This window comes from Pantoea sp. GCM10028869 (assembly GCF_042666835.1).
GTDB classification, from domain to species: domain Bacteria; phylum Pseudomonadota; class Gammaproteobacteria; order Enterobacterales; family Enterobacteriaceae; genus Pantoea; species Pantoea leporis.
In genome coordinates this window covers 658,279-677,311 of sequence record NZ_JBHTGO010000002.1, presented here as the reverse complement: position 1 = coordinate 677,311, position 19,033 = coordinate 658,279, and the positions used below count along the sequence as shown (strand labels likewise).

At 53.3% G+C, this 19,033-nt stretch carries 23 protein-coding genes; 16 read left to right on the top strand and 7 right to left on the bottom strand.

What is annotated here, in order from left to right; genetic code table 11:
- Positions 1-14: 14 nt before the first annotated feature.
- Positions 15-644 carry a membrane-bound lytic murein transglycosylase EmtA gene (emtA, locus tag ACFQW4_RS07525; RefSeq protein ID WP_101760791.1) on the bottom strand — a complete coding sequence of 210 codons (630 nt, stop codon included), beginning with the start codon at positions 642-644 and terminating at the stop codon, positions 15-17.
- Positions 645-807: 163 nt separating this feature from the next.
- On the opposite strand from emtA, the gene ldcA reads away from it, so the two are divergent.
- Positions 808-1,731 (top strand): muramoyltetrapeptide carboxypeptidase, encoded by a 924-nt coding sequence (gene ldcA, locus ACFQW4_RS07520; RefSeq protein WP_101760792.1) that lies wholly within the window; start codon positions 808-810, stop codon positions 1,729-1,731.
- Positions 1,732-1,754: 23 nt separating this feature from the next.
- Positions 1,755-2,429 carry an MBL fold metallo-hydrolase gene (locus tag ACFQW4_RS07515; RefSeq protein ID WP_101760794.1) on the top strand — a complete coding sequence of 225 codons (675 nt, stop codon included), beginning with the start codon at positions 1,755-1,757 and terminating at the stop codon, positions 2,427-2,429.
- A 1-nt stretch (position 2,430) separates the two neighbouring features.
- Here the strand turns inward: ACFQW4_RS07515 and ACFQW4_RS07510 are convergent, their stop codons facing one another.
- On the bottom strand, positions 2,431-2,814 hold the full coding sequence (locus ACFQW4_RS07510; protein ID WP_101760796.1) for a hypothetical protein: 384 nt from the start codon (positions 2,812-2,814) through the stop codon (positions 2,431-2,433).
- A gap of 129 nt (positions 2,815-2,943) precedes the next feature.
- On the bottom strand, positions 2,944-3,123 hold the full coding sequence (locus ACFQW4_RS07505) for a hypothetical protein (protein ID WP_008108187.1): 180 nt from the start codon (positions 3,121-3,123) through the stop codon (positions 2,944-2,946).
- A 199-nt stretch (positions 3,124-3,322) separates the two neighbouring features.
- Here ACFQW4_RS07505 and ACFQW4_RS07500 point away from each other — a divergent pair, with 199 nt between their 5' ends.
- From ACFQW4_RS07500 to ACFQW4_RS07490, 3 genes are all read left to right on the top strand, one after another.
- A complete protein-coding gene (locus ACFQW4_RS07500; RefSeq protein WP_101761034.1) occupies positions 3,323-3,652 on the top strand; it encodes a hypothetical protein in 330 nt (109 codons plus the stop codon).
- Positions 3,653-3,713: 61 nt separating this feature from the next.
- Positions 3,714-4,265, top strand: a complete 552-nt coding sequence (locus ACFQW4_RS07495; protein ID WP_192234531.1) for a hypothetical protein — start codon at positions 3,714-3,716, stop codon at positions 4,263-4,265.
- 150 nt (positions 4,266-4,415) lie between these two features.
- Positions 4,416-4,664, top strand: coding sequence for a DUF883 family protein (locus ACFQW4_RS07490; RefSeq protein WP_101760797.1), 249 nt, complete (start codon positions 4,416-4,418; stop codon positions 4,662-4,664).
- Between the two features lie 31 nt (positions 4,665-4,695).
- On the opposite strand, the gene ACFQW4_RS07485 is transcribed toward ACFQW4_RS07490, so the two are convergent.
- Complete coding sequence (locus tag ACFQW4_RS07485) at positions 4,696-4,890, bottom strand: hypothetical protein (protein ID WP_312464061.1); 195 nt, start codon at positions 4,888-4,890, stop codon at positions 4,696-4,698.
- A 101-nt stretch (positions 4,891-4,991) separates the two neighbouring features.
- Entirely contained in the window at positions 4,992-5,189 is a 198-nt protein-coding gene (locus tag ACFQW4_RS07480) for a DUF6404 family protein (RefSeq protein ID WP_007891509.1), read from the bottom strand.
- Positions 5,190-5,393: 204 nt separating this feature from the next.
- On the opposite strand from ACFQW4_RS07480, the gene ACFQW4_RS07475 reads away from it, so the two are divergent.
- The 3 genes from ACFQW4_RS07475 (at position 5,394) to ACFQW4_RS07465 (ending at position 8,092) form a co-directional block, all read left to right on the top strand.
- On the top strand, positions 5,394-6,650 hold the full coding sequence (locus tag ACFQW4_RS07475) for a mechanosensitive ion channel family protein (protein WP_377724616.1): 1,257 nt from the start codon (positions 5,394-5,396) through the stop codon (positions 6,648-6,650).
- 174 nt (positions 6,651-6,824) lie between these two features.
- Positions 6,825-7,184 (top strand): GtrA family protein, encoded by a 360-nt coding sequence (locus tag ACFQW4_RS07470; protein ID WP_280172708.1) that lies wholly within the window; start codon positions 6,825-6,827, stop codon positions 7,182-7,184.
- Positions 7,181-8,092, top strand: coding sequence for a glycosyltransferase family 2 protein (locus tag ACFQW4_RS07465; protein WP_377724614.1), 912 nt, complete (start codon positions 7,181-7,183; stop codon positions 8,090-8,092). The genes ACFQW4_RS07470 and ACFQW4_RS07465 overlap by 4 nt, the downstream gene beginning before the upstream one ends.
- A gap of 116 nt (positions 8,093-8,208) precedes the next feature.
- On the opposite strand, the gene icd is transcribed toward ACFQW4_RS07465, so the two are convergent.
- Complete coding sequence (gene icd / locus ACFQW4_RS07460) at positions 8,209-9,459, bottom strand: NADP-dependent isocitrate dehydrogenase (protein ID WP_064740914.1); 1,251 nt, start codon at positions 9,457-9,459, stop codon at positions 8,209-8,211.
- A gap of 131 nt (positions 9,460-9,590) precedes the next feature.
- On the opposite strand from icd, the gene rluE reads away from it, so the two are divergent.
- The 8 genes from rluE to ACFQW4_RS07420 all read left to right on the top strand — a co-directional run bounded on the left by rluE (position 9,591) and on the right by ACFQW4_RS07420 (position 17,395).
- Complete coding sequence (gene rluE / locus ACFQW4_RS07455) at positions 9,591-10,229, top strand: 23S rRNA pseudouridine(2457) synthase RluE (protein WP_370445550.1); 639 nt, start codon at positions 9,591-9,593, stop codon at positions 10,227-10,229.
- A 30-nt stretch (positions 10,230-10,259) separates the two neighbouring features.
- Complete coding sequence (locus ACFQW4_RS07450) at positions 10,260-10,733, top strand: NUDIX domain-containing protein (protein WP_377724612.1); 474 nt, start codon at positions 10,260-10,262, stop codon at positions 10,731-10,733.
- A 42-nt stretch (positions 10,734-10,775) separates the two neighbouring features.
- Positions 10,776-11,888: a tRNA 2-thiouridine(34) synthase MnmA gene (mnmA, locus tag ACFQW4_RS07445; protein WP_110865945.1), complete on the top strand. Its 1,113-nt coding sequence runs from the start codon at positions 10,776-10,778 to the stop codon at positions 11,886-11,888.
- 36 nt (positions 11,889-11,924) lie between these two features.
- Positions 11,925-12,566 (top strand): high frequency lysogenization protein HflD, encoded by a 642-nt coding sequence (gene hflD / locus ACFQW4_RS07440; protein WP_377724610.1) that lies wholly within the window; start codon positions 11,925-11,927, stop codon positions 12,564-12,566.
- Positions 12,567-12,610: 44 nt separating this feature from the next.
- The gene (gene purB, locus ACFQW4_RS07435; RefSeq protein WP_101760807.1) at positions 12,611-13,981 is read left to right on the top strand and encodes an adenylosuccinate lyase; all 1,371 of its coding nucleotides are present in this window, start codon (positions 12,611-12,613) and stop codon (positions 13,979-13,981) included.
- A 102-nt stretch (positions 13,982-14,083) separates the two neighbouring features.
- Positions 14,084-14,752 carry a two-component system response regulator PhoP gene (phoP, locus tag ACFQW4_RS07430; protein ID WP_101760808.1) on the top strand — a complete coding sequence of 223 codons (669 nt, stop codon included), beginning with the start codon at positions 14,084-14,086 and terminating at the stop codon, positions 14,750-14,752.
- Between the two features lie 3 nt (positions 14,753-14,755).
- Positions 14,756-16,216, top strand: a complete 1,461-nt coding sequence (gene phoQ, locus ACFQW4_RS07425) for a two-component system sensor histidine kinase PhoQ (protein ID WP_101760810.1) — start codon at positions 14,756-14,758, stop codon at positions 16,214-16,216.
- Positions 16,217-16,273: 57 nt separating this feature from the next.
- Positions 16,274-17,395, top strand: a complete 1,122-nt coding sequence (locus tag ACFQW4_RS07420; RefSeq protein WP_101760811.1) for a cupin domain-containing protein — start codon at positions 16,274-16,276, stop codon at positions 17,393-17,395.
- Between the two features lie 213 nt (positions 17,396-17,608).
- Here ACFQW4_RS07420 and pepT read toward each other — a convergent pair whose 3' ends face one another.
- Entirely contained in the window at positions 17,609-18,838 is a 1,230-nt protein-coding gene (gene pepT / locus ACFQW4_RS07415) for a peptidase T (protein WP_101760812.1), read from the bottom strand.
- Positions 18,839-19,033: the final 195 nt, after the last annotated feature.

Sequence of the window (19,033 nt, the reverse complement as noted above, 5' to 3'; positions counted from 1 at the left end):
ATAGGTGTAAAGCATCAACCGATGGTGCGGTAGGCGGTGGTGACTTTCCATAAATAACGCGGGGCCTGCGCCGCCGGATGCTTATTCTGTACGTGCTGGTAAAACTCGTCCGGCGTCATGGAATTGATCATCGCAATAGCACGCTCGCGGTCACGTGAGAAAGTACGCAGCAAGGCACCGGCACCGTTGGCGTAGGAGACAATGGTGGCGTAACGCAGGGTCAGCGGATCGCGAATTCCGGCTAAGGCGGAATCCTGCAGAATTTTCAGGTAAGCCGCGCCAATATCGATGTTCTTCGCCGGATCGCGCAGCTCGGACGAGGATGGCTGACCATGACGGCCCTGGGTGCGATAGACTTCGCGGCCCGCGGTCGAGGCCTTAATTTGCATCAGACCAACCGCATTGGAACGGCTCACCACGGTGGGATTGCCTCCGGATTCGACACTAATAATGGCGCTGATTAACTTCTCATCAACGCCATAATGACTGGCGGCATCTTCGGTAAACATTGACCATGCATCATTCACTTTCGACGGCGGTGCCTGAGTTAACGGCGTATTCTTCTCGGGCAGTGCCGGTTTTTCCGGCTCGCTGGAACAGCCAGCAAGCAGCAGTGCAGAAAGCATAAGTAGGCGAATTTTCACTGATTTTTGGTTCCGCAATAGGGTTGGCGCAAGCTATCATACCTGGCGCAGCGCGATGCAAAATTACCGTTTATCCTAAATCGGTAAAAAACCTTATGCTACCGTGACTTCGATAACGCATTTCGTCATCATCAGCAGGCCACTCTACAGCAGGATGGAAGTTATGGTTACTCCCCGCACGCTACGTCTCATCGCCCCTTCCGGTTATTGCCACAATCAGGACGCCGCCCAGCGCGCGGTGAGTCGTTTACAGGCTGCTGGCCATCATCTTGACAATCTATCGGCGATCACCCGCCGCTTTCAACGCTTTGCCGGCGATGATGCGCAGCGGCTAAATGATATCAATGCGCTGGCCACGCTAGAGGCGCTGCCCGATATCGTGCTGGCGGTGCGTGGCGGCTACGGCGCTTCACGTTTGCTGGATAAGATCGATTACGTTGGCCTGCAACGTCGATTGCTCAATCAACCGGTGGCGCTGTGCGGCCACAGCGATTTCACCGCGCTACAACTGGCGTTACTGGCACAAATCGGGCTGATCACCTTTAGCGGGCCGATGTTGGCCGGTAACTTCGGCGCCGAGGCATTATCTGATTTTACCGAATCGCACTTTTGGCAAACGCTGACATCACCTACAGTCAATCTAAGCTGGCGCAGCACCAGCCCGGATCACGGCCGCTGGCAAGGCACTTTATGGGGCGGCAATTTAGCGATGATTTGCTCGCTGATTGGTACGCCGTGGATGCCGCAAATTGAAGGCGGCATTCTGGTGATCGAAGATGTGAACGAACATCCGTTCCGTATCGAGCGCATGCTGATTCAGCTGCAGCAGAGTGGCATTTTGTCGCGCCAGCAAGCGATTATTACCGGCAGCTTTACCAGCACATCGCTGTCGGCGTATGACAACGGTTTTGATTTTGCCACCGTGTGGCAGCGCATTCGTGACGAGTTTCAGATTCCAGTGATTAGCGATCTGGCTTTTGGACACGATGCCGATACCGTGACGCTGCCGCTGGGCGCTAGCGCCACGTTGCAGATCGAGAATGGAGAAGCACAGTTCGCCTTCACCGGCCACCCGACATTGCGCTAACGTGTTGCCGCAGGAGACCGACAATGAAGCCACTGTACGACGATTTGTGGATCTCCACGCCAGAATTCCCCGCCGAAGAGACGGCGAGTGACTTAATGATGCATGGCTTTATGCTGTGCCACCCACGCGGCAATTTATTGATTGGTCGCGTGGAGCATCCGCTCGACCATGAGTTCCTCAACGATGCCGGCGGCGTCATTCGCCACTATTTAACTCACTGGCACGAAGCCGCGCCGGGGGCGATCGCCATTCAGCAGCGCTTTAATAGCGCGCTCTATTGCCACAGTCGTTCGCTCGGGCCGGTCAGTTTGGTGATTGAGCCCGACGAAACCTTTACACAGCAAGAGACGCACTTCGGCGATTTTCACCTGCTGCCGACGCCCGGACACACGCCCGGCAGCAGCAGCTATCTCTACCACTCGCCGCTCGGCCACACTTATCTGTTTGTCGGCGATACGCTGACCCGCGATTACAACCGCTGGATCAGCGTGCTGATGCCTGAAAGCAATCCCACCGAACTGCAGCAGTCGCTGGAGTTGTATCGCTCGTTACGCCCGGATGTCGTGCTGATGAGCACCACGCGCGGACATCTTTCGTGGGCTAAGGTGAATTTGCAGAGCTGGCTGGCAGCCATTGATGAGGCGGAACAGTCGCCGCTGGATTTGCGCCAGCGGCAACTCATCAAACCGGGTTATTAACTCACGAGTTTGGACGCGCGCTGTCGTCGTAGCGTTCCAGCGACAGAATCTGCGCATCGCGCTTATCGGTGCGGCTGCAGGGCAACAACTTGTTGCTGTTGGCGTAGACGAAGAAAGTTTCATCGTTCTTTTTATTCACGATTAACTGATCGCCATTACGAAAACGGGTGATGGCGACTTTGTCGCCCCCTTTCAGGCTGGTGCGCTGCTGCCCGGCAGCAATCTGGAAGTGGCGCGTTGGCCACATTAACGTACTCAAACCATACTCGGCACGCGATACCGTCATAGTCGGACGGCCGGGACAGGTGATTTGGTATTCGGTTTCGCTCCAGGCGGGCGCTATCTGACAAGCCAGCACGCCAACGGCCATGACTAATGCCTTCATTGGGTTCTCCGCTGAGGTTAAATGATGATTTCGTGGAGGGATTGGCCTTGCTGCTGCATTCCATAAACTTCATCCAACAACAGCAAAGCCTGGTACATCAAGCGCAATGAGATTCTGCGGGAGCAGGCTCTACTCAGCAGCCACTTGCGCCGCGACCAACATCAATGCCAGTCCGGCCTCTTCGGCTTCAAAACGCTGCATCACTTCCTGAATGGCCGCTACGCAGTTCATTACCTGCTTCTTTTTGTCGGCTTCTAATTTGTCGATCGCGTGCTGAAGAATCATTAAACTCGCTTCTTCTTCTTTCATTAATTTACCCTTGTTTTGCTTACCTGGTGCGCAACGCTGGCAAGAATACCGTTTCTCCGCCAGGAAAGTCACCCCTTTACATTCCTTCCGCTTAACGATTATACAAATGACAAATAGGAAGCAGCGTCAGACCTGCTATGATCCACTTATCAGTACGCATAGGCGTGCCATGGCAAACCAGGGAATGAAGCAGGTGCTCATGTGGCGAATCACGGTTGTACTCACCCTTTTAATGTTGGCTGGCTGCAGTTCCGCACCGAAAGGTGTCGACTGTCCGGGCGAAGTGTCGACGATTTATGGACAATCGATGGGCAACACGCAGGCGCGCATCTTTGATTTGGTGAGCGCCTTCGCCGTATCGCGCGATGGCGTGAAGGTGCAAAGCGGTACGCTGCACTCCACCGATCGCTTTCAGTACGTGCCATCGGCCATCACCGCGGAGGGCTTTTACGCGCAACGCCTGTCTGATAAACAGTTCCGCCTGATCAATCCTTATCAGAACACCATGATTACCTGGACGTGCCCATAAGCCGTGCGTCGCAGCGTGAGATGGTTTATTGTCTGCCCATCGCACGCGGCGGACCTGCATGATGGAAGAGAGTCTGGATAACAACGGCTATATCGATTTCCCCTTTCCGGCCAGCACCAACGCGGATGGCTCGGTGAACCCCTGTGGATTTGACCTCACGCTGGAAACCGATCGTATTGATGAGATCACCGCCGGTAAACACTCCGAAAATATGCGGCGCCTGCTGGAAGAAGTGAATCTGCAGGATGGCTTATTTATGACGCTGGCCTGCGACTGGCAGCAACGTGACGATGGCGTGTGCGGATTTATCGATGTGGCATTTCGTCCGACGGTGGCAGGCTTCAATACGGAAGAGACGCAAAGCCTCGATCAGGCGTTTGAAATCTACCTCAGCCGTCAGGAGAAGCAGCACAACATGCAGAGTGGCACGCTAATCAACTACGCGCGTGCCGTGCTTGATTGGAGCTGGTCTCCCCTGCAGCAGCGCCACATGCGCTACGAAAAAGTGACCTTACGCTATTACTGCCAGCAGGCCGACGATGCCGAATGGTGTTTTGACCACCTGCGTCACTTTCTGGTGAGCTGGTATCCGGCTTATCGCGGTCAGCGCTAACTTCAGGTTTTCGCTTTCCCACTCCGCTGGCATGCGCAGAATTTTTGCGTACTGCAAACTGCTGTTACAACCTTTACCGCTGCGTCATTTGCTGCATGCAGTTTCTCTGACTACGCTTTACAGGACATTCACCACGATCAGGGAGTCATTATGAGCGACAAAGCGGAAGCAAAATTGAATGAAGCGGCGGGTGCCGTCCAGGAAAAATTTGGTCAATTCACCGGTTCACGCCGTCATGAAGCCAAAGGCGCGGCGCGCCGTTATCCGGCTCAGGCCAGCTATGCGGTTCAGGATGCAGCGGATTGTGTGGTGAAATCGGTACGCGATAACCCCGCGACCGGCCTGGCAGTTGCAGCCAGCATTGGTGTGATTGTCGGTTTTCTGCTCGGACGTAAGTAATCCGTTAAAACGGGGCCTCAAGGCCCCAATTTTAATGGTGCTGACCCACCTCATATATTCCTTCTTTGATGTGTTCATCCGGCGTTTCAGCCACATCTGCGGTGCTGTTTTCCATCTTCAAATGACGATCGTGCTGCAGGGTTAACGTTATTGAGCTTGAAGGCTGTGCGCAAGCGACCACAGACAGCATCAGAAAAAACCACGCAGCGACAACTTTCTTTACCATCGTTCTTTTTCCAGCAAGCTGAGATATGTCGGCTCAGATTGCCCGAGTAAATGAAAATGAGTGTCAATGTGCCGCAAAGCTATGTAGTCAGTTGTGTACAACTACACCTGCGCGCGCCGTGCTTTGTATCGCGCAACCATGGTCATCAGCGCCTGGTAAATTAATCCCGCATACAAGCTCATCACGATCACCATGCCGATCTCTTTGCCCTGCGCCTGCCACGAAACAAACCACATAAAGATGCCCCACAACAGCGAAAACAGCAGCCAGCCTTTAACGAACTTGATTACACCTTGCATACCACCTCCTGAATCGTAAGCGCTGAAGATAACGGTTTAGTCTTTAATGCACACTGCCATCAGCACGTAAATGTTAACTGTTTCAAAGTTCTGCGAAAGGGAATGTAACCCCACGATGGTGTAGACTAATGCGCACGCGTCGCATATCGCCATCGGCGCGATTATGTTTGAATTCCCGCCAACACTGTCCGGCATGTGGTTGAAATGAATTATTTAAGCAAGATACAAAGTTTTATTGAGGGCAACACGGTGCTGTCGGCCGCTTTTAGCCTGGTGTTACTGATGTTTGCCGGCATGATCGCCCATCTGATCTGTAAATTCTTTATCGTTAAGGTGGTCAGAAAGGTGTTCTTCAGCACGCACAAAAATCAGGTGCCGCTGGATAAGGACGTCAGGCTGTCGGAGAAGCTCTCTAACTTTATCCCGGTGATCACGGTCTATTATCTGCTGCAGTTTATGCCAGATTTACCCGAGCATCTGTTGATCGCAATTAAGACCATCTGCGGCATTCTGTTCTTCGTCTATTTATCGCTGTTCTTTACCGAAGTGCTGGAGATCGTTAATAACTCCTATTCGAAAAAAGCCAAGCGCAAAAATCACTCGATCAAGGGTTATATCCAGGTCGGCAAGATTCTGGTGCACATTATTTCGGCGATTATGATTCTGGCGATTATGTCGAATAAATCGCCGGTGATTATTATCTCCAGTTTGGGTGCCGTAGCGGCGGTATTGATGTTGGTGTTCCAGCATACGCTGATGTCGCTGGTGGCCAATATTCAGGTGTCATCGAACGATGTGCTGCAACTCGGCGACTGGATTGAGATGCCGGATAACGGCATCAGCGGCGAAGTGATCGATATCGCGCTGCATACCATCACCATTCGCAACTGGGACAATACGCTGTCGCGTATCCCCACCAAAAACTTCCTCACCGAAACCTACACCAACTGGCAGGCGATGTTCTCCTCCGGCGCGCGCCGCATTATGCGCAGTTTCCATCTTGATCAGATGTCGATACGCTTTCTCGATCACGAGCTGGTGCAGCAGATGAGCCAAATCCGCGGCGTCAGTGAGCAACTTTCAGCACTGATGGATGGCCGGGATAGCAATGCGGTGGGCGAACGCTGGTTTGCAGAAAACGGCATTACCAATCTGACGGTGTTTCGTAAATACCTGACGGCGTGGCTGTCGCAGCGCGACGATATCAAAAAGGATATGTATATCGTGGTACGCGCCATGAAGCCTTCGCCCGAAGGCTTGCCGGTGGAGGTTTATTGCTTCACCTCGTCAGTATTGTGGGTAGATTACGAGGATTCTCAGTCGGCCATTTTTGAGTATATCTATGCAATTGTCGGTCACTTCTCCCTGCGGATGTATCAGCAACCGGGCGGCAGCGATTTCTGGCGACTGTCGCAGGAGCGTGCTCAAATCGCCAAACACAATGAGCAGCAAGTCGATTAATGCATAAAAAAACGGAAGCGATTAGCTTCCGTTTTTTTATGATGATGAGTGAATAGCCTGCGCTTATGGCATACCGGTGAGGACGCTGATTTTTCAACTTTATTTATCGTACCCTGCATGTAAAATTCTCATCTATTTTGCAAATAATGATGTCGTCAAGGCTAATATTTCACTATGTTGAAATTATTCTCACGTTTCTTATCAGTTGGCATCATTAACACCCTGATTCATTGGATGGTGTTTGCAGCCCTGTATTCTCTTAATACCCGCCAATGGCTGGCTAATCTGTTGGCTTTCATTGTCGCGGTAACATTTTCATTTTTTGCCAATGCACGCTGGACGTTTAAAGCCGAAGCGACAACTTTTCGCTATGTCATCTTCGTGGCCTTTATGGGCATAATGGCCGCCGGCATCGGCAGTTTCGCCGATCATACGCATATTAATCCGATTATCACGCTTATTTCATTTTCTATAATAAGCCTGGTATTCGGCTTCATCTATTCAAACTTTATTGTTTTTAAGGTGAAAAAATGAAAATTTCTCTGGTCGTTCCCGTCTTCAATGAAGAAGACGCAATACCTATATTTTACCGTGCGGTCAAAGAAAAACTCTCTGCATATAATTTAGAGATTGTCTTTATTAATGATGGCAGCACTGACAGAACAGAGCAGGTCATTAAGTCTCTCACGGATATTGACGAATCAGTGTTGAACATTAGTTTTATTCGTAACTTTGGCAAAGAAGCCGCACTGCTCGCAGGACTTGAACATGCTACCGGTGATGCAGTAATCCCAGTAGACGTTGACCTTCAGGATCCCATTGACGTCATTCCCTTGCTCATCAGCAAATGGCAGGAAGGTTGGCCAATTGTGTTAGCAAAACGCGTAGACAGAAGCAGCGATAGTCAGTTTAAACGCAAAACTGCTGCCTGGTTTTATAAGCTACACAATCAAATTAGCTCACCAAAGCTCGAGGAAAATGTTGGGGACTTCCGTTTACTTTCGCGTGCTACAGTCGAAAACATCAAGTTATTGCAGGAACGAAATCTATTTATGAAAGGTATTTTAAATTGGGTGGAGGGTGATGCAGCTATCATAGAATATAGTCGTTCCGCTCGCATTGCAGGGCAAGCGAAGTTCAACGGCTGGCGCCTTTGGAATTTAGCGCTTGAAGGGCTCACCAGCTTTTCAACATTTCCATTAAGAATATGGACATATATAGGTTTTTTTGTAGCATTCTTATCATTCCTTTATGGAACATGGATGATTATTGACAAGCTAATATGGGGTAACTCCGTAGCTGGTTATCCATCATTACTGGTATCAATACTTTTCTTAGGTGGCATACAGTTGATAGGGATAGGTGTACTGGGAGAATATATTGGTAGAATCTATATAGAGACCAAGCACAGGCCGCGATATATCAAAAAAACCAATGATTAAAGATTCATATGAACTTTTAAACATATCTTATGCCGATACATTTTCCATTCAAACAACCCTCATTATAAAAAACGGGAGCCATTGGCTCCCGTTATGCTTTCTGCCCGAGTGGCAAATTACATGTTGCTAATGATCGCGTCACCAAACTCTGAACATTTCAGCAGTTTAGCGCCTTCCATCAGACGTTCGAAATCGTAGGTCACGGTTTTGTTAGCGATAGCGCCTTCAACACCTTTAACGATCAGGTCAGCCGCTTCGAACCACTCCAGGTGACGCAGCATCATTTCTGCCGACAGAATCACTGAACCTGGGTTCACTTTATCCTGACCTGCATACTTCGGTGCTGTACCGTGCGTCGCTTCGAACAGGGCACATTCGTCACCGATGTTGGCGCCTGGTGCAATACCGATACCGCCAACCTGTGCCGCCAGGGCATCAGAGATGTAGTCACCGTTCAGGTTCATACAGGCGATCACGTCGTATTCCGCCGGACGCAGCAGGATCTGCTGCAGGAAGGCGTCGGCGATCACGTCTTTAACGATGATCTCTTTACCGGTGTTCGGGTTCTTGAACTTCATCCACGGGCCGCCATCGATCAGCTCGCCGCCGAACTCTTCTTTCACTAACTGGTAACCCCAGTCTTTGAAAGAACCTTCGGTGAACTTCATGATGTTGCCTTTGTGAACCAGGGTCAGAGAATCACGGTCGTTGGTGATGGTGTATTCAACTGCTGCGCGCACCAGACGTTTAGTGCCCTCTTCCGAGCATGGCTTAACGCCGATACCACACTGCTCAGGGAAGCGAATTTTCTTCACGCCCATCTCTTCGCGCAGGAACTTGATCACTTTATCAGCTTCTGGCGTGCCCGCTTTCCACTCGATACCGGCATAGATATCTTCTGAGTTTTCACGGAAGATCACCATGTCGGTCTCTTCTGGACGCTTAACCGGGCTTGGCGTGCCTTTGTAGTAGCGAACCGGACGCAGACAAACGTACAGATCCAGCTCCTGACGCAGCGCAACGTTCAGAGAACGAATACCGCCACCAACTGGAGTAGTCAGCGGGCCTTTGATGGCAACGCGATATTCTTTGATTAAATCGAGGGTTTCCTGCGGCAGCCAGACGTCCTGGCCGTAGAGTTCTACAGATTTTTCGCCGGTATAAATTTCCATCCAGGAAATTTTTCGCTCGCCGTTGTAGGCTTTCTTCACAGCGGCATCAACCACTTTCAACATTACCGGGGAAACATCAACGCCGATACCGTCACCTTCAATGTAAGGAATAATCGGGTTATTCGGAACATTCAGTTTTCCCTGATCCAGGGTGATTTTTTGACCTTCCGCCGGAACAACTACTTTGCTTTCCATCAACCTCTCCTTCGAGCGATTTTTTGTTAATGATTTGTAAGATGCGGGTCAATACTACTTGATTATTTCCGCTACGCCAATCACCGTAGTTTCGCGCTATAATGCGCCGAATGTTTCCGACTGCAAAGCCCATGCGAAAAACTTCTCAACGAATTCACCAGGATAAGCGCGCAAGCGCCCCGGCACGTAAGCCCGTGCGCCGCGATACCCGTCCGAAAGGCCCAAGACGCGTCATACTCTTTAACAAACCATTCGATGTTTTGCCGCAATTCAGTGACGAAGCCGGACGCCGCACGCTGAAGGATTTTGTGCCGGTGAGCGACGTCTACGCCGCTGGCAGACTTGATCGCGACAGCGAAGGATTGATGATTTTGACCAACGATGGCGCGCTGCAGGCGGCGCTGACGCAGCCCGGCAAGCGCACCGGAAAGGTCTATTTTGTGCAGGTGGAAGGTGCGCCGCAGGAATCAGATTTATCCCTGTTACGCAGCGGCGTGACGCTGAACGATGGCCCCACTTTGCCGGCAGGGATTGAGTTAGTGGACGAGCCAGAGTGGCTATGGCCGCGCCAGCCGCCGATTCGTGAACGCAAAGCGATTCCCACCAGCTGGCTGAAAATCACCTTGTTTGAGGGACGAAATCGCCAGGTGCGCCGCATGACGGCACACATCGGCTTTCCGACATTGCGCCTGATTCGCTTTGCGATGGGCGAACATCAGTTAGGCGATTTGCCCCCGGGTGAATGGCGCGATATCAGTGCAGCCATTTAATAACTTTTAGTTAACAATTTCGGAGGAAGGATGTTTAAACCTCATGTAACGGTCGCCTGTATTGTGCAGGCACAGGGACATTTGCTGGTGGTTGAAGAGCGCGTGCACGGTCGTATTACCTGGAACCAGCCCGCCGGGCATCTTGAGGCCAATGAAACCCTGCTCGAAGCCGCCCAGCGTGAACTGTTTGAAGAGACCGGCATTGAAGCCACACCTGAATATTTCCTCGGCGTGCAGCAGTGGATTGCGCCGGACGATACACCTTTTGTGCGTTTCCTGTTTGGCCTCGATCTGGCCGAAAAAGTCGATACCTCGCCGCACGATCGCGACATCGACTGCTGCTGGTGGCTGCCGCCAGAGCAGATTCTGACGGCCAATCGCCTGCGTTCGCCGTTAGTGGCAGAGAGCGTGCGACTGTGGCAACAAGGCGAGCGTTATCCGCTGCATCTGGTCGCGCCGTTCCAGTGGCCGTTTCATGAGGGTGCGCGCCCCGCTTCTGCATGATAGAATGCGCCGCCTGTTTTTATCGTAATTTAAGAGTGCGTCATGTCTGACAACAGCCAGAAAAAAGTGATCGTCGGAATGTCCGGCGGCGTCGATTCTTCCGTTTCCGCCTGGTTACTGCAGCAGCAGGGCTACCAGGTTGAAGGCCTGTTCATGAAGAACTGGGAGGAAGACGATGGCGAGGAGTATTGCACCGCCGCCGATGATCTGGCTGACGCACAAGCCGTGTGTGACAAACTCGGCATTAAACTGCACAAAATCAACTTCGCCGCTGAGTACTGGGATAACGTGTTCGAGCACTTCCTGGAAGAGTACAAAGCCGGCCGCACGCCGAATCCTGACATCCTGTGCAACAAAGAGATCAAGTTCAAAGCCTTCCTCGAATTCGCGGCGGACGATCTCGGCGCAGACTTCATCGCCACCGGCCACTACGTGCGCCGTCAGGATGTAGATGGTCAAAGCCGCCTGCTGCGCGGCCTCGACGGCAACAAAGATCAGAGCTATTTCCTCTACACGCTCAGCCACCAGCAGATCGCGCAAAGCCTGTTCCCGGTTGGCGAACTGGATAAGCCGGAAGTGCGCCGCATCGCTGAGCAGCTGGATCTGATCACCGCGAAGAAGAAAGATTCCACCGGCATTTGCTTTATCGGTGAGCGCAAGTTCCGCGACTTCCTTGGTCGTTATCTGCCTGCGCAGCCGGGCGAAATCGAAACCGTTGACGGCGAAATCGTCGGTGAACATCAGGGCTTGATGTACCACACGCTCGGCCAGCGTAAAGGTCTGGGCATCGGCGGCCGTAAAGAGAGCAACGACGATCCCTGGTATGTGGTCGACAAAGATGTGGCGCGCAATCGCCTGATCGTGGCGCAAGGCGGCGAGCATCCGCGCCTGATGTCCGTGGGGTTGATTGCCCAACAGCTGCACTGGGTTGATCGCCAGCCAATGACCGCGCCGCTGCGCTGCACGGTGAAAACCCGCTATCGCCAGACCGACATTCCGTGTGAAATTATTCCGCACGGCGATGACCGTATTGAAGTCCGTTTTGACGAGCCGGTTGCGGCCGTCACGCCAGGCCAATCCGCCGTGTTCTATCTCGGTGAAGTGTGCCTCGGCGGCGGCATTATCGAACAACGCCTGCCTCTGGCAGAAGCCTAAGGTCGGCGCTGCCCGACGCGATGACAGGAGTTAAGCGTGGCTAAGAACTATTATGAGATTACGCTGGCGCTGGCGGGCGTATGCCAGGCCGCCCATGTGGTGCAACAGCTCGCGCAGCAGGGAAATTGCAATAACGCGGCACTGAATGTGTCGCTGCGCAGCCTGATCGATCTCAATCCCGGTTCGACGCTGGCAGTGTTTGGCAACGACGAAGCCAATTTAAAGGTTGGATTAGAGACCTTGATGGCGGTGTTGAACAGCAGCAATCGTCAGGGTGCCAGCGCTGAACTGACCCGTTATACCTTAAGCATGATGGTGCTGGAGCGTAAGCTGCATGGCAACAAAACCGCGATGAACACGCTGGCACAACGCATCGGCCAGCTTGACCGCCAGCTGGCGCATTACGAGCTAGAATCGGACACCATCATCAGCGCAATGGCCGGCATTTATGTCGATGTAATTAGCCCGCGGGGCCCGCGCATTCAGGTGACCGGTTCGCCGCAGGTACTACAGAATTCACAAGTGCAGAGTAAAGTACGCGCCGCCCTGCTGGCCGGCATTCGCTCTGCGGTGTTATGGCAGCAGGTTGGCGGTGGCCGTCTGCAGCTGATGTTCTCGCGCCAGCGCTTGCTGAGCGAAGCCAAAACCATTTTATCCCGCCTGGGCCCGGCGTATTAAGCGCCGCCCCGGCATAATTGTTAAACGATTCAGGAGTTGCACTGATGGAATTATCCTCTCTGACCGCCGTTTCACCTGTCGATGGTCGTTACGGCGATAAAGTCAGCCCACTGCGCGCCATTTTCAGCGAGTTCGGTTTGCTGAAATTCCGCGTTGAGGTTGAGGTTCGCTGGTTACAAAAATTGGCCACGACTGTCGAGATCAAGGAAGTTCCTGCATTTGATGCCGACGCAAACGCTTTCCTTGATGCCATTGTCGCCAATTTCAGCGAAGAAGACGCGGCACGCATCAAAACCATCGAGCGCACCACCAACCACGACGTCAAAGCCGTGGAGTATTTCCTGAAAGAGAAAGTGGCCGATGTACCCGCGCTGCATGCGGTGTCTGAATTCATCCACTTCGCCTGTACCTCCGAAGATATCAACAACCTGTCGCATGCGCTGATGCTGGAAACCGCTCGTCGTGATGTGATCGTGCCGTTCTGGAACCAACTGATCGATGCTGTTAAAGGCCTGGCACACGAATATCGTGACATTCCGCTGCTGTCGCGCACCCATGGCCAGCCGGCAACGCCGTCAACCATGGGTAAAGAGATGGCGAACGTGGCATACCGTCTCGAGCGCCAGTTGCGTCAGCTGAGCAAAATTGACGTGCTGGGTAAAATCAACGGTGCGGTCGGTAACTATAACGCCCACATCTCCGCCTACCCGGAAGTGGATTGGCACCAGCTGAGCGAGCAGTTTGTTACCTCCTTAGGTCTCACCTGGAACCCGTACACCACGCAGATCGAGCCGCACGACTACATCGCTGAACTGTTTGATTGCATCGCGCGCTTCAACACCATTCTGATCGACTTTGATCGTGATATCTGGGGCTACGTGGCGCTCAATCACTTCAAGCAGAAAACCATCGCCGGTGAAATCGGTTCGTCCACCATGCCGCACAAAGTGAACCCGATTGACTTCGAAAACTCCGAAGGCAACCTCGGTCTGGCTAACGCCATGATGCAGCATCTCGCCAGCAAACTGCCGGTGTCACGCTGGCAGCGCGACCTGACCGACTCCACCGTGCTGCGTAACCTTGGCGTGGGCATCGGTTATGCGCTGATCGCTTATCAAGCCACGCTGAAAGGCATCTCTAAACTGGAAGTGAACCGCGATCGTCTGCTGGACGAGCTGGATCACAACTGGGAAGTACTGGCTGAGCCGATCCAAACCGTGATGCGTCGTTACGGTATCGAAAAACCGTACGAGAAGCTGAAAGAGCTGACGCGCGGTAAACGCGTTGATGCTGCCGGTATGCAAACCTTTATCGATAGCCTCGAACTGCCGGAAGAGGAAAAAGTGCGTCTGAAGCAGATGACGCCAGCCAACTACCTCGGCCGTGCGATTCAGATGGTTGATGATTTGAAGTAATGCGGTGGCCAGGCGCGTTTCGCGCGCCTGGTTGTTCTCTGGTTTAGCTGGCTTTGCGTATACTCTCCTCATCATCACTACGTTCGAAGCTAAGGAAATACTATGCGTGTTCTGGTTGTGGAAGATAATGCGCTGCTACGCCATCACCTCGCCGTGCAATTGCGTGAAATGGGCCATCAGGTCGACGCCGCAGAAGATGCCAAAGAAGCGGATTATTTCCTGCAAGAACATGTCCCCGACATCGCGCTGGTCGATCTCGGTTTGCCCGATGAAGATGGCATGTCGCTGATTCGCCGCTGGCGCACCGATGCGGTACGTCAACCGATTCTGGTCTTAACCGCGCGCGAAGGCTGGCAGGCCAAGGTGGAAGCGCTGGAAGCGGGTGCCGACGACTATGTCACCAAGCCGTTCCACATTGAAGAAGTGGCTGCACGCTTGCAGGCGTTGATGCGTCGCAACAGCGGACACGCGTCGCAAATTATCTCTATGCCGCCGTTCCAGGTCGATCTCTCTCGCCGCGAACTGACGGTGCAAGATGAACCGGTAAAATTGACCGCTTTCGAATACACCATCGTCGAAACCCTGATTCGCAACGCGGGTAAAGTGGTGAGCAAAGATTCGCTGATGCTGCAGCTCTATCCGGATGCCGAACTGCGCGAAAGTCACACCATCGACGTGTTGATGGGCCGTCTGCGTAAAAAAATTCTCTCACTCTATCCAACCGAAGTGATCAACACCGTACGCGGCCAGGGCTATCGCTTTGATCTCTGATTTATGACGTGGTTCCGGCGTTTACGCCCCTTCTCTCTCCGCGCTCGTTTTCTGCTGGCGACCGCGGCGATCGTGTTGTTTTTGTCACTCTCCTACGGCATGGTCGCGGTGGTTGGCTATGTCGTCAGCTTTGATAAAAATACCTATCGCGTGATGCGCGGCGAGAGCAATCTGTTCTTTACGCTGGCGCAGTGGCACGACAATCAGCTCACCATTGGCCAGCCGGAGCGCATGACGCTCAATTTCCCCACGCTGGTCTTTATCTACGATGAACGCGGCAAACTGCTGTGGCAGCAGCGCGATGTGCCCGAAATCCGCAAAAAGATCCATCGTGAATGGCTGCTCAAGCCCGATTTCTACGAAATCGATACCAGCAACCGCACCAGCATGGCGGCGATGGGCAACAACCCGCAGGCGAAAGAGCGGCTGCACGCGCTGGATAGCGACAGCAGTGACACCTTCACCCACTCGGTCGCGGTCAATCGCTACGATGCCACCACCAACTTACCGGCGCTGACCATTGTGGTGGTCGACTCAATTCCGCAAGAGTTGCAGCATTCCGATGTGGTGTGGTCGTGGTTTAGCTATGTGCTGGCGGCCAATCTGCTGCTGGTGATCCCGCTGCTGTGGCTGGCGGCGCACTGGAGTTTGCGGCCGATTGGCGATCTCACTTCGCAGGTGCGCGAGCTGGAAACCGGTCAGCGCGAGAATCTTGATGACAATCCGCCGCAAGAGTTACGCAGTCTGGTGCGCAATCTTAACCTGCTGCTGACCAACGAACGTCAACGCTACACGCGCTATCGCACCACCTTGTCGGATGTCACCCATAGCCTGAAAACCCCGCTGGCAGTGCTGCAAAGTACGCTGCGATCGTTACGCAATGGTAAAGAGTTAACCATTGAACAGGCCGAACCGGTGATGCTGGAGCAGATCAGCCGCATCTCGCAGCAGATTGGTTATTACCTGCATCGCGCCAGCATGCAGGCCGATCACAATCCTCTGCAGCGCGATTTGCATTCGGTTTCGGCGCTGCTCGATAGCCTGTGCTCGGCACTGAATAAAGTCTATCAACGCAAGGGCGTGGCGATCACGTTGGATATCTCGCCGGAGCTGACCTTTATCGGCGATAAGAATGACTTTATGGAAGTGCTTGGCAACGTGCTGGATAACGCCTGCAAATATTGCCTCGAATTTATTGAAGTCACCGCACGACAAACCGACAACACTTTGCATCTGTTTATTGATGATGACGGCCCCGGCATCCCGGAGAGCAAACGCGATCTGATCTTCGTGCGCGGTCAACGTGCCGACACTTTGCGTCCCGGCCAGGGATTAGGTTTAGCCGTGGTGCGCGACATCCTCGAACAGTACGCCGGTCAGGTGATCGCCACCACCAGCCCGCTCGGCGGCGCGCGCATGGAAGTGATTTTCCAGCGCCAGGAAGTCGAGCATCACCGCGAGTAGAAAGGGACGCGGGCTGTTATACTTGCCATCATTCTTTGCAGCAAACGGACTCCTCATATGGACTATCAGCTCGATATCAACTGGCCCGACTTTATTCAACGCTACTGGCAGAAACGCCCGGTGGTGCTTAAACGTGGATTTAAAAACTTCGTCGATCCTATTTCTCCTGACGAGCTGGCCGGTCTGGCGATGGAAAATGAGGTGGATAGCCGCCTTGTCAGCCATAACGAGGGCAAATGGCAAGTCAGCCACGGCCCGTTTGAAAGCTACGATCATCTCGGTGAGAGCAACTGGTCGCTGCTGGTTCAGGCGGTCAACCATTGGCATGAACCTTCTGCCGCACTGATGCGTCCGTTCCGTTTTCTGCCCGACTGGCGTGTTGACGACCTGATGATCTCGTTTGCCGTGCCGGGCGGCGGCGTCGGTCCGCATTTCGATCAGTACGATGTGTTTATCATTCAGGGCACTGGCCGCCGTCGCTGGCGCGTGGGTGAAAAAGTGCCGTTGAAACAGCACTGCCCGCATCCGGATCTGCTGCAGGTTGAGCCTTTCGACGCCATCATCGATGAAGAGATGGAGCCCGGCGATATTCTCTATATTCCGCCAGGATTCCCGCACGAAGGCTATTCGCTGGAAAACGCCATCAACTATTCGGTCGGCTTCCGCGCACCGAACGGTCGCGAGCTGATCAGCGGTTTTGCCGATCACATGCTGGCCAACGAATTGGGCAGCTACCGCTACAGCGATCCCGATGTGCCATCGCGTGAATGCCCATCGCAAATTCTGCCGTCTGAATTGGAAGGCATCCGCAAAGTCATGATGGATGTGATTAACCAGCCGGAGCAGTTTAATCAGTGGTTTGGCGAGTTTATTTCTCAGTCGCGTCATGAGCTGGACGTCGCGCCGCCGGAGCCGCCGTATCAACCGGACGAAATTTACGATGCATTGCAGCAAGGCGATGCACTAACGCGGCTCGGCGGCCTGCGCGTATTGACCATTGGCGATGTGGTGTTTGTGAACGGTGAATCGGTCACCAGCAGCCATCCGCATGTGCTGGCGGCATTGGCGCACAATCACGTGCTGACGCTGGAAGATTTCGGCGATGCGCTGGATGACCCTTCACTGCTGGCGCAGCTGGCGGCGTTGGTGAATAGCGGGTATTGGTTCTTCGGCGAGTAAGTTTCAGTCTGTCTCGGGGTTTCTAAAACTCGGTGGGTGCTCGCTGTCCCCCTCCTCGGTGGGTGCAGGCTGTCCCCCTCCTCGGTCCTCCCCCATAAATGGGGGAGGAAGATGCTGCAATAAGTGAGTAGGGAGTTGCATGTGGCAGCGTCTCCTTCCCCCATTTATGGGGGAAGGCTGGGATGGGGGACAACCCGCACTAAGCAAGCACCATCACCCCTTCTTCTGCCCCGCCAGCTCAGCCAAACGCACAATCACATCCACCGACTGCGCCATCACATTGAGTGAGGCGAACTCGTGCTTGCCGTGATAGTTGTAGCCGCCGGTGAACAGGTTCGGGCATGGCAATCCTTTCCACGACAGCGCAGAGCCGTCGGTGCCGCCGCGAATCGGTTTGACGTTCGGTTCGATGCCGCAATCGCGCATCGCCTGCAGCGCCAACTCAATAATGTGCGGATGCGGTTCGACTTTCTCGCGCATGTTGCGATAGCTGTCGCTGATCTCCACTTTCACCGAACATTCGCTTTGCAGCCCTTTGCTGACGCGCTGACCAATCTCTTCCAGCAGCTGTTTACGCTGTTCATAGCTGTCGGCATCAAAATCGCGGATCAGATACATCAGCTCGGCGTGCTCAACCGTGCCTTTGATGGTGTGCAGATGGAAGAAGCCTTCATAGCCGTCGGTATACTGCGGCTTCTCTTTGGCTGGCAGTTCCGCGTGGAAGCGCATCGCCAGATCCAGCGCATTGACCATCACATTTTTAGCGCTGCCCGGATGCACGTTGTTGCCAGTGATTTTAACCATCGCGGTAGCGGCATTGAAGTTCTCGAACTCGAACTCGCCGAGATCGCTGCCATCAACGGTATACGCCCAATCGGCGGCAAAGCCTTCGACGTCGAAGTGCGACGCGCCGCGACCAATCTCTTCATCGGGTGTAAAGGCCACGCGAATCGCACCGTGTGGCGTATCCCCTTTTGCCAGACGCGCCATCGCGGTCATGATCTCGGCGATACCGGCTTTATCATCCGCACCGAGCAGCGTTTTGCCATCGGTGGTGATCAGCGTATGACCGATCAGCTTATGCAGAACCGGGAACATCACCGGTGACAGAATTTCATCACCGTTACCGAGCGCGATATCGCCACCGCGATAGTTTTCAATAATCTGCGGATTGACGTTTTTGGCGGTAAAATCCGGCGAGGTGTCCATATGCGAAATAAAGCCGATCACCGGCGTGGCCCAATCAACGTTAGCCGGTAAGGTGCCCATCACACAGCAGTGATCGCTCAGAGAGACATCAACAAAGCCCAGCGCGATAAGTTCTTCCTGTAATTGACGCGCCAGCGTCCACTGCCCTTCGCTGCTTGGCACCTGTCGTGCCTGAGGTTTTGACTGAGTTTCTACTGCAACATAACTGAGAAAACGCTCAAGTAATTGATCCATCTGTCATCCCTCTAAAGAACCTGCGTCATTATCATGGTGGCCAAATGGCACCATGTTGCGTCAAATCATTATCCTTCAGGTTAGCTCTCTCAACGTGACTTGCGTTGAAAATTCGCTCACTCGCGCCTGTCTGACTTATCCGTTACGCATACTCCGGCATTTTTCAGAGTTTTCAAGGTAAATCCGTGGCAAAAC

What these genes read in the sequence shown, in the direction of transcription:
- ldcA (WP_101760792.1), top strand. Translation starts at nt 808, where the DNA reads ATGGTTACTCCCCGCACGCTACGTCTCATCGCCCCTTCCGGTTATTGC.
- ACFQW4_RS07515 (WP_101760794.1), top strand. Translation starts at nt 1,755, where the DNA reads ATGAAGCCACTGTACGACGATTTGTGGATCTCCACGCCAGAATTCCCC.
- ACFQW4_RS07510 (WP_101760796.1), bottom strand. Translation starts at nt 2,814, where the DNA reads ATGAAGGCATTAGTCATGGCCGTTGGCGTGCTGGCTTGTCAGATAGCG.
- ACFQW4_RS07505 (WP_008108187.1), bottom strand. Translation starts at nt 3,123, where the DNA reads ATGAAAGAAGAAGAAGCGAGTTTAATGATTCTTCAGCACGCGATCGAC.
- ACFQW4_RS07500 (WP_101761034.1), top strand. Translation starts at nt 3,323, where the DNA reads ATGTGGCGAATCACGGTTGTACTCACCCTTTTAATGTTGGCTGGCTGC.
- ACFQW4_RS07495 (WP_192234531.1), top strand. Translation starts at nt 3,714, where the DNA reads ATGGAAGAGAGTCTGGATAACAACGGCTATATCGATTTCCCCTTTCCG.
- ACFQW4_RS07490 (WP_101760797.1), top strand. Translation starts at nt 4,416, where the DNA reads ATGAGCGACAAAGCGGAAGCAAAATTGAATGAAGCGGCGGGTGCCGTC.
- ACFQW4_RS07485 (WP_312464061.1), bottom strand. Translation starts at nt 4,890, where the DNA reads ATGGTAAAGAAAGTTGTCGCTGCGTGGTTTTTTCTGATGCTGTCTGTG.
- ACFQW4_RS07480 (WP_007891509.1), bottom strand. Translation starts at nt 5,189, where the DNA reads ATGCAAGGTGTAATCAAGTTCGTTAAAGGCTGGCTGCTGTTTTCGCTG.
- ACFQW4_RS07475 (WP_377724616.1), top strand. Translation starts at nt 5,394, where the DNA reads ATGAATTATTTAAGCAAGATACAAAGTTTTATTGAGGGCAACACGGTG.
- ACFQW4_RS07470 (WP_280172708.1), top strand. Translation starts at nt 6,825, where the DNA reads ATGTTGAAATTATTCTCACGTTTCTTATCAGTTGGCATCATTAACACC.
- ACFQW4_RS07465 (WP_377724614.1), top strand. Translation starts at nt 7,181, where the DNA reads ATGAAAATTTCTCTGGTCGTTCCCGTCTTCAATGAAGAAGACGCAATA.
- icd (WP_064740914.1), bottom strand. Translation starts at nt 9,459, where the DNA reads ATGGAAAGCAAAGTAGTTGTTCCGGCGGAAGGTCAAAAAATCACCCTG.
- rluE (WP_370445550.1), top strand. Translation starts at nt 9,591, where the DNA reads ATGCGAAAAACTTCTCAACGAATTCACCAGGATAAGCGCGCAAGCGCC.
- ACFQW4_RS07450 (WP_377724612.1), top strand. Translation starts at nt 10,260, where the DNA reads ATGTTTAAACCTCATGTAACGGTCGCCTGTATTGTGCAGGCACAGGGA.
- mnmA (WP_110865945.1), top strand. Translation starts at nt 10,776, where the DNA reads ATGTCTGACAACAGCCAGAAAAAAGTGATCGTCGGAATGTCCGGCGGC.
- purB (WP_101760807.1), top strand. Translation starts at nt 12,611, where the DNA reads ATGGAATTATCCTCTCTGACCGCCGTTTCACCTGTCGATGGTCGTTAC.
- phoP (WP_101760808.1), top strand. Translation starts at nt 14,084, where the DNA reads ATGCGTGTTCTGGTTGTGGAAGATAATGCGCTGCTACGCCATCACCTC.
- phoQ (WP_101760810.1), top strand. Translation starts at nt 14,756, where the DNA reads ATGACGTGGTTCCGGCGTTTACGCCCCTTCTCTCTCCGCGCTCGTTTT.
- ACFQW4_RS07420 (WP_101760811.1), top strand. Translation starts at nt 16,274, where the DNA reads ATGGACTATCAGCTCGATATCAACTGGCCCGACTTTATTCAACGCTAC.
- pepT (WP_101760812.1), bottom strand. Translation starts at nt 18,838, where the DNA reads ATGGATCAATTACTTGAGCGTTTTCTCAGTTATGTTGCAGTAGAAACT.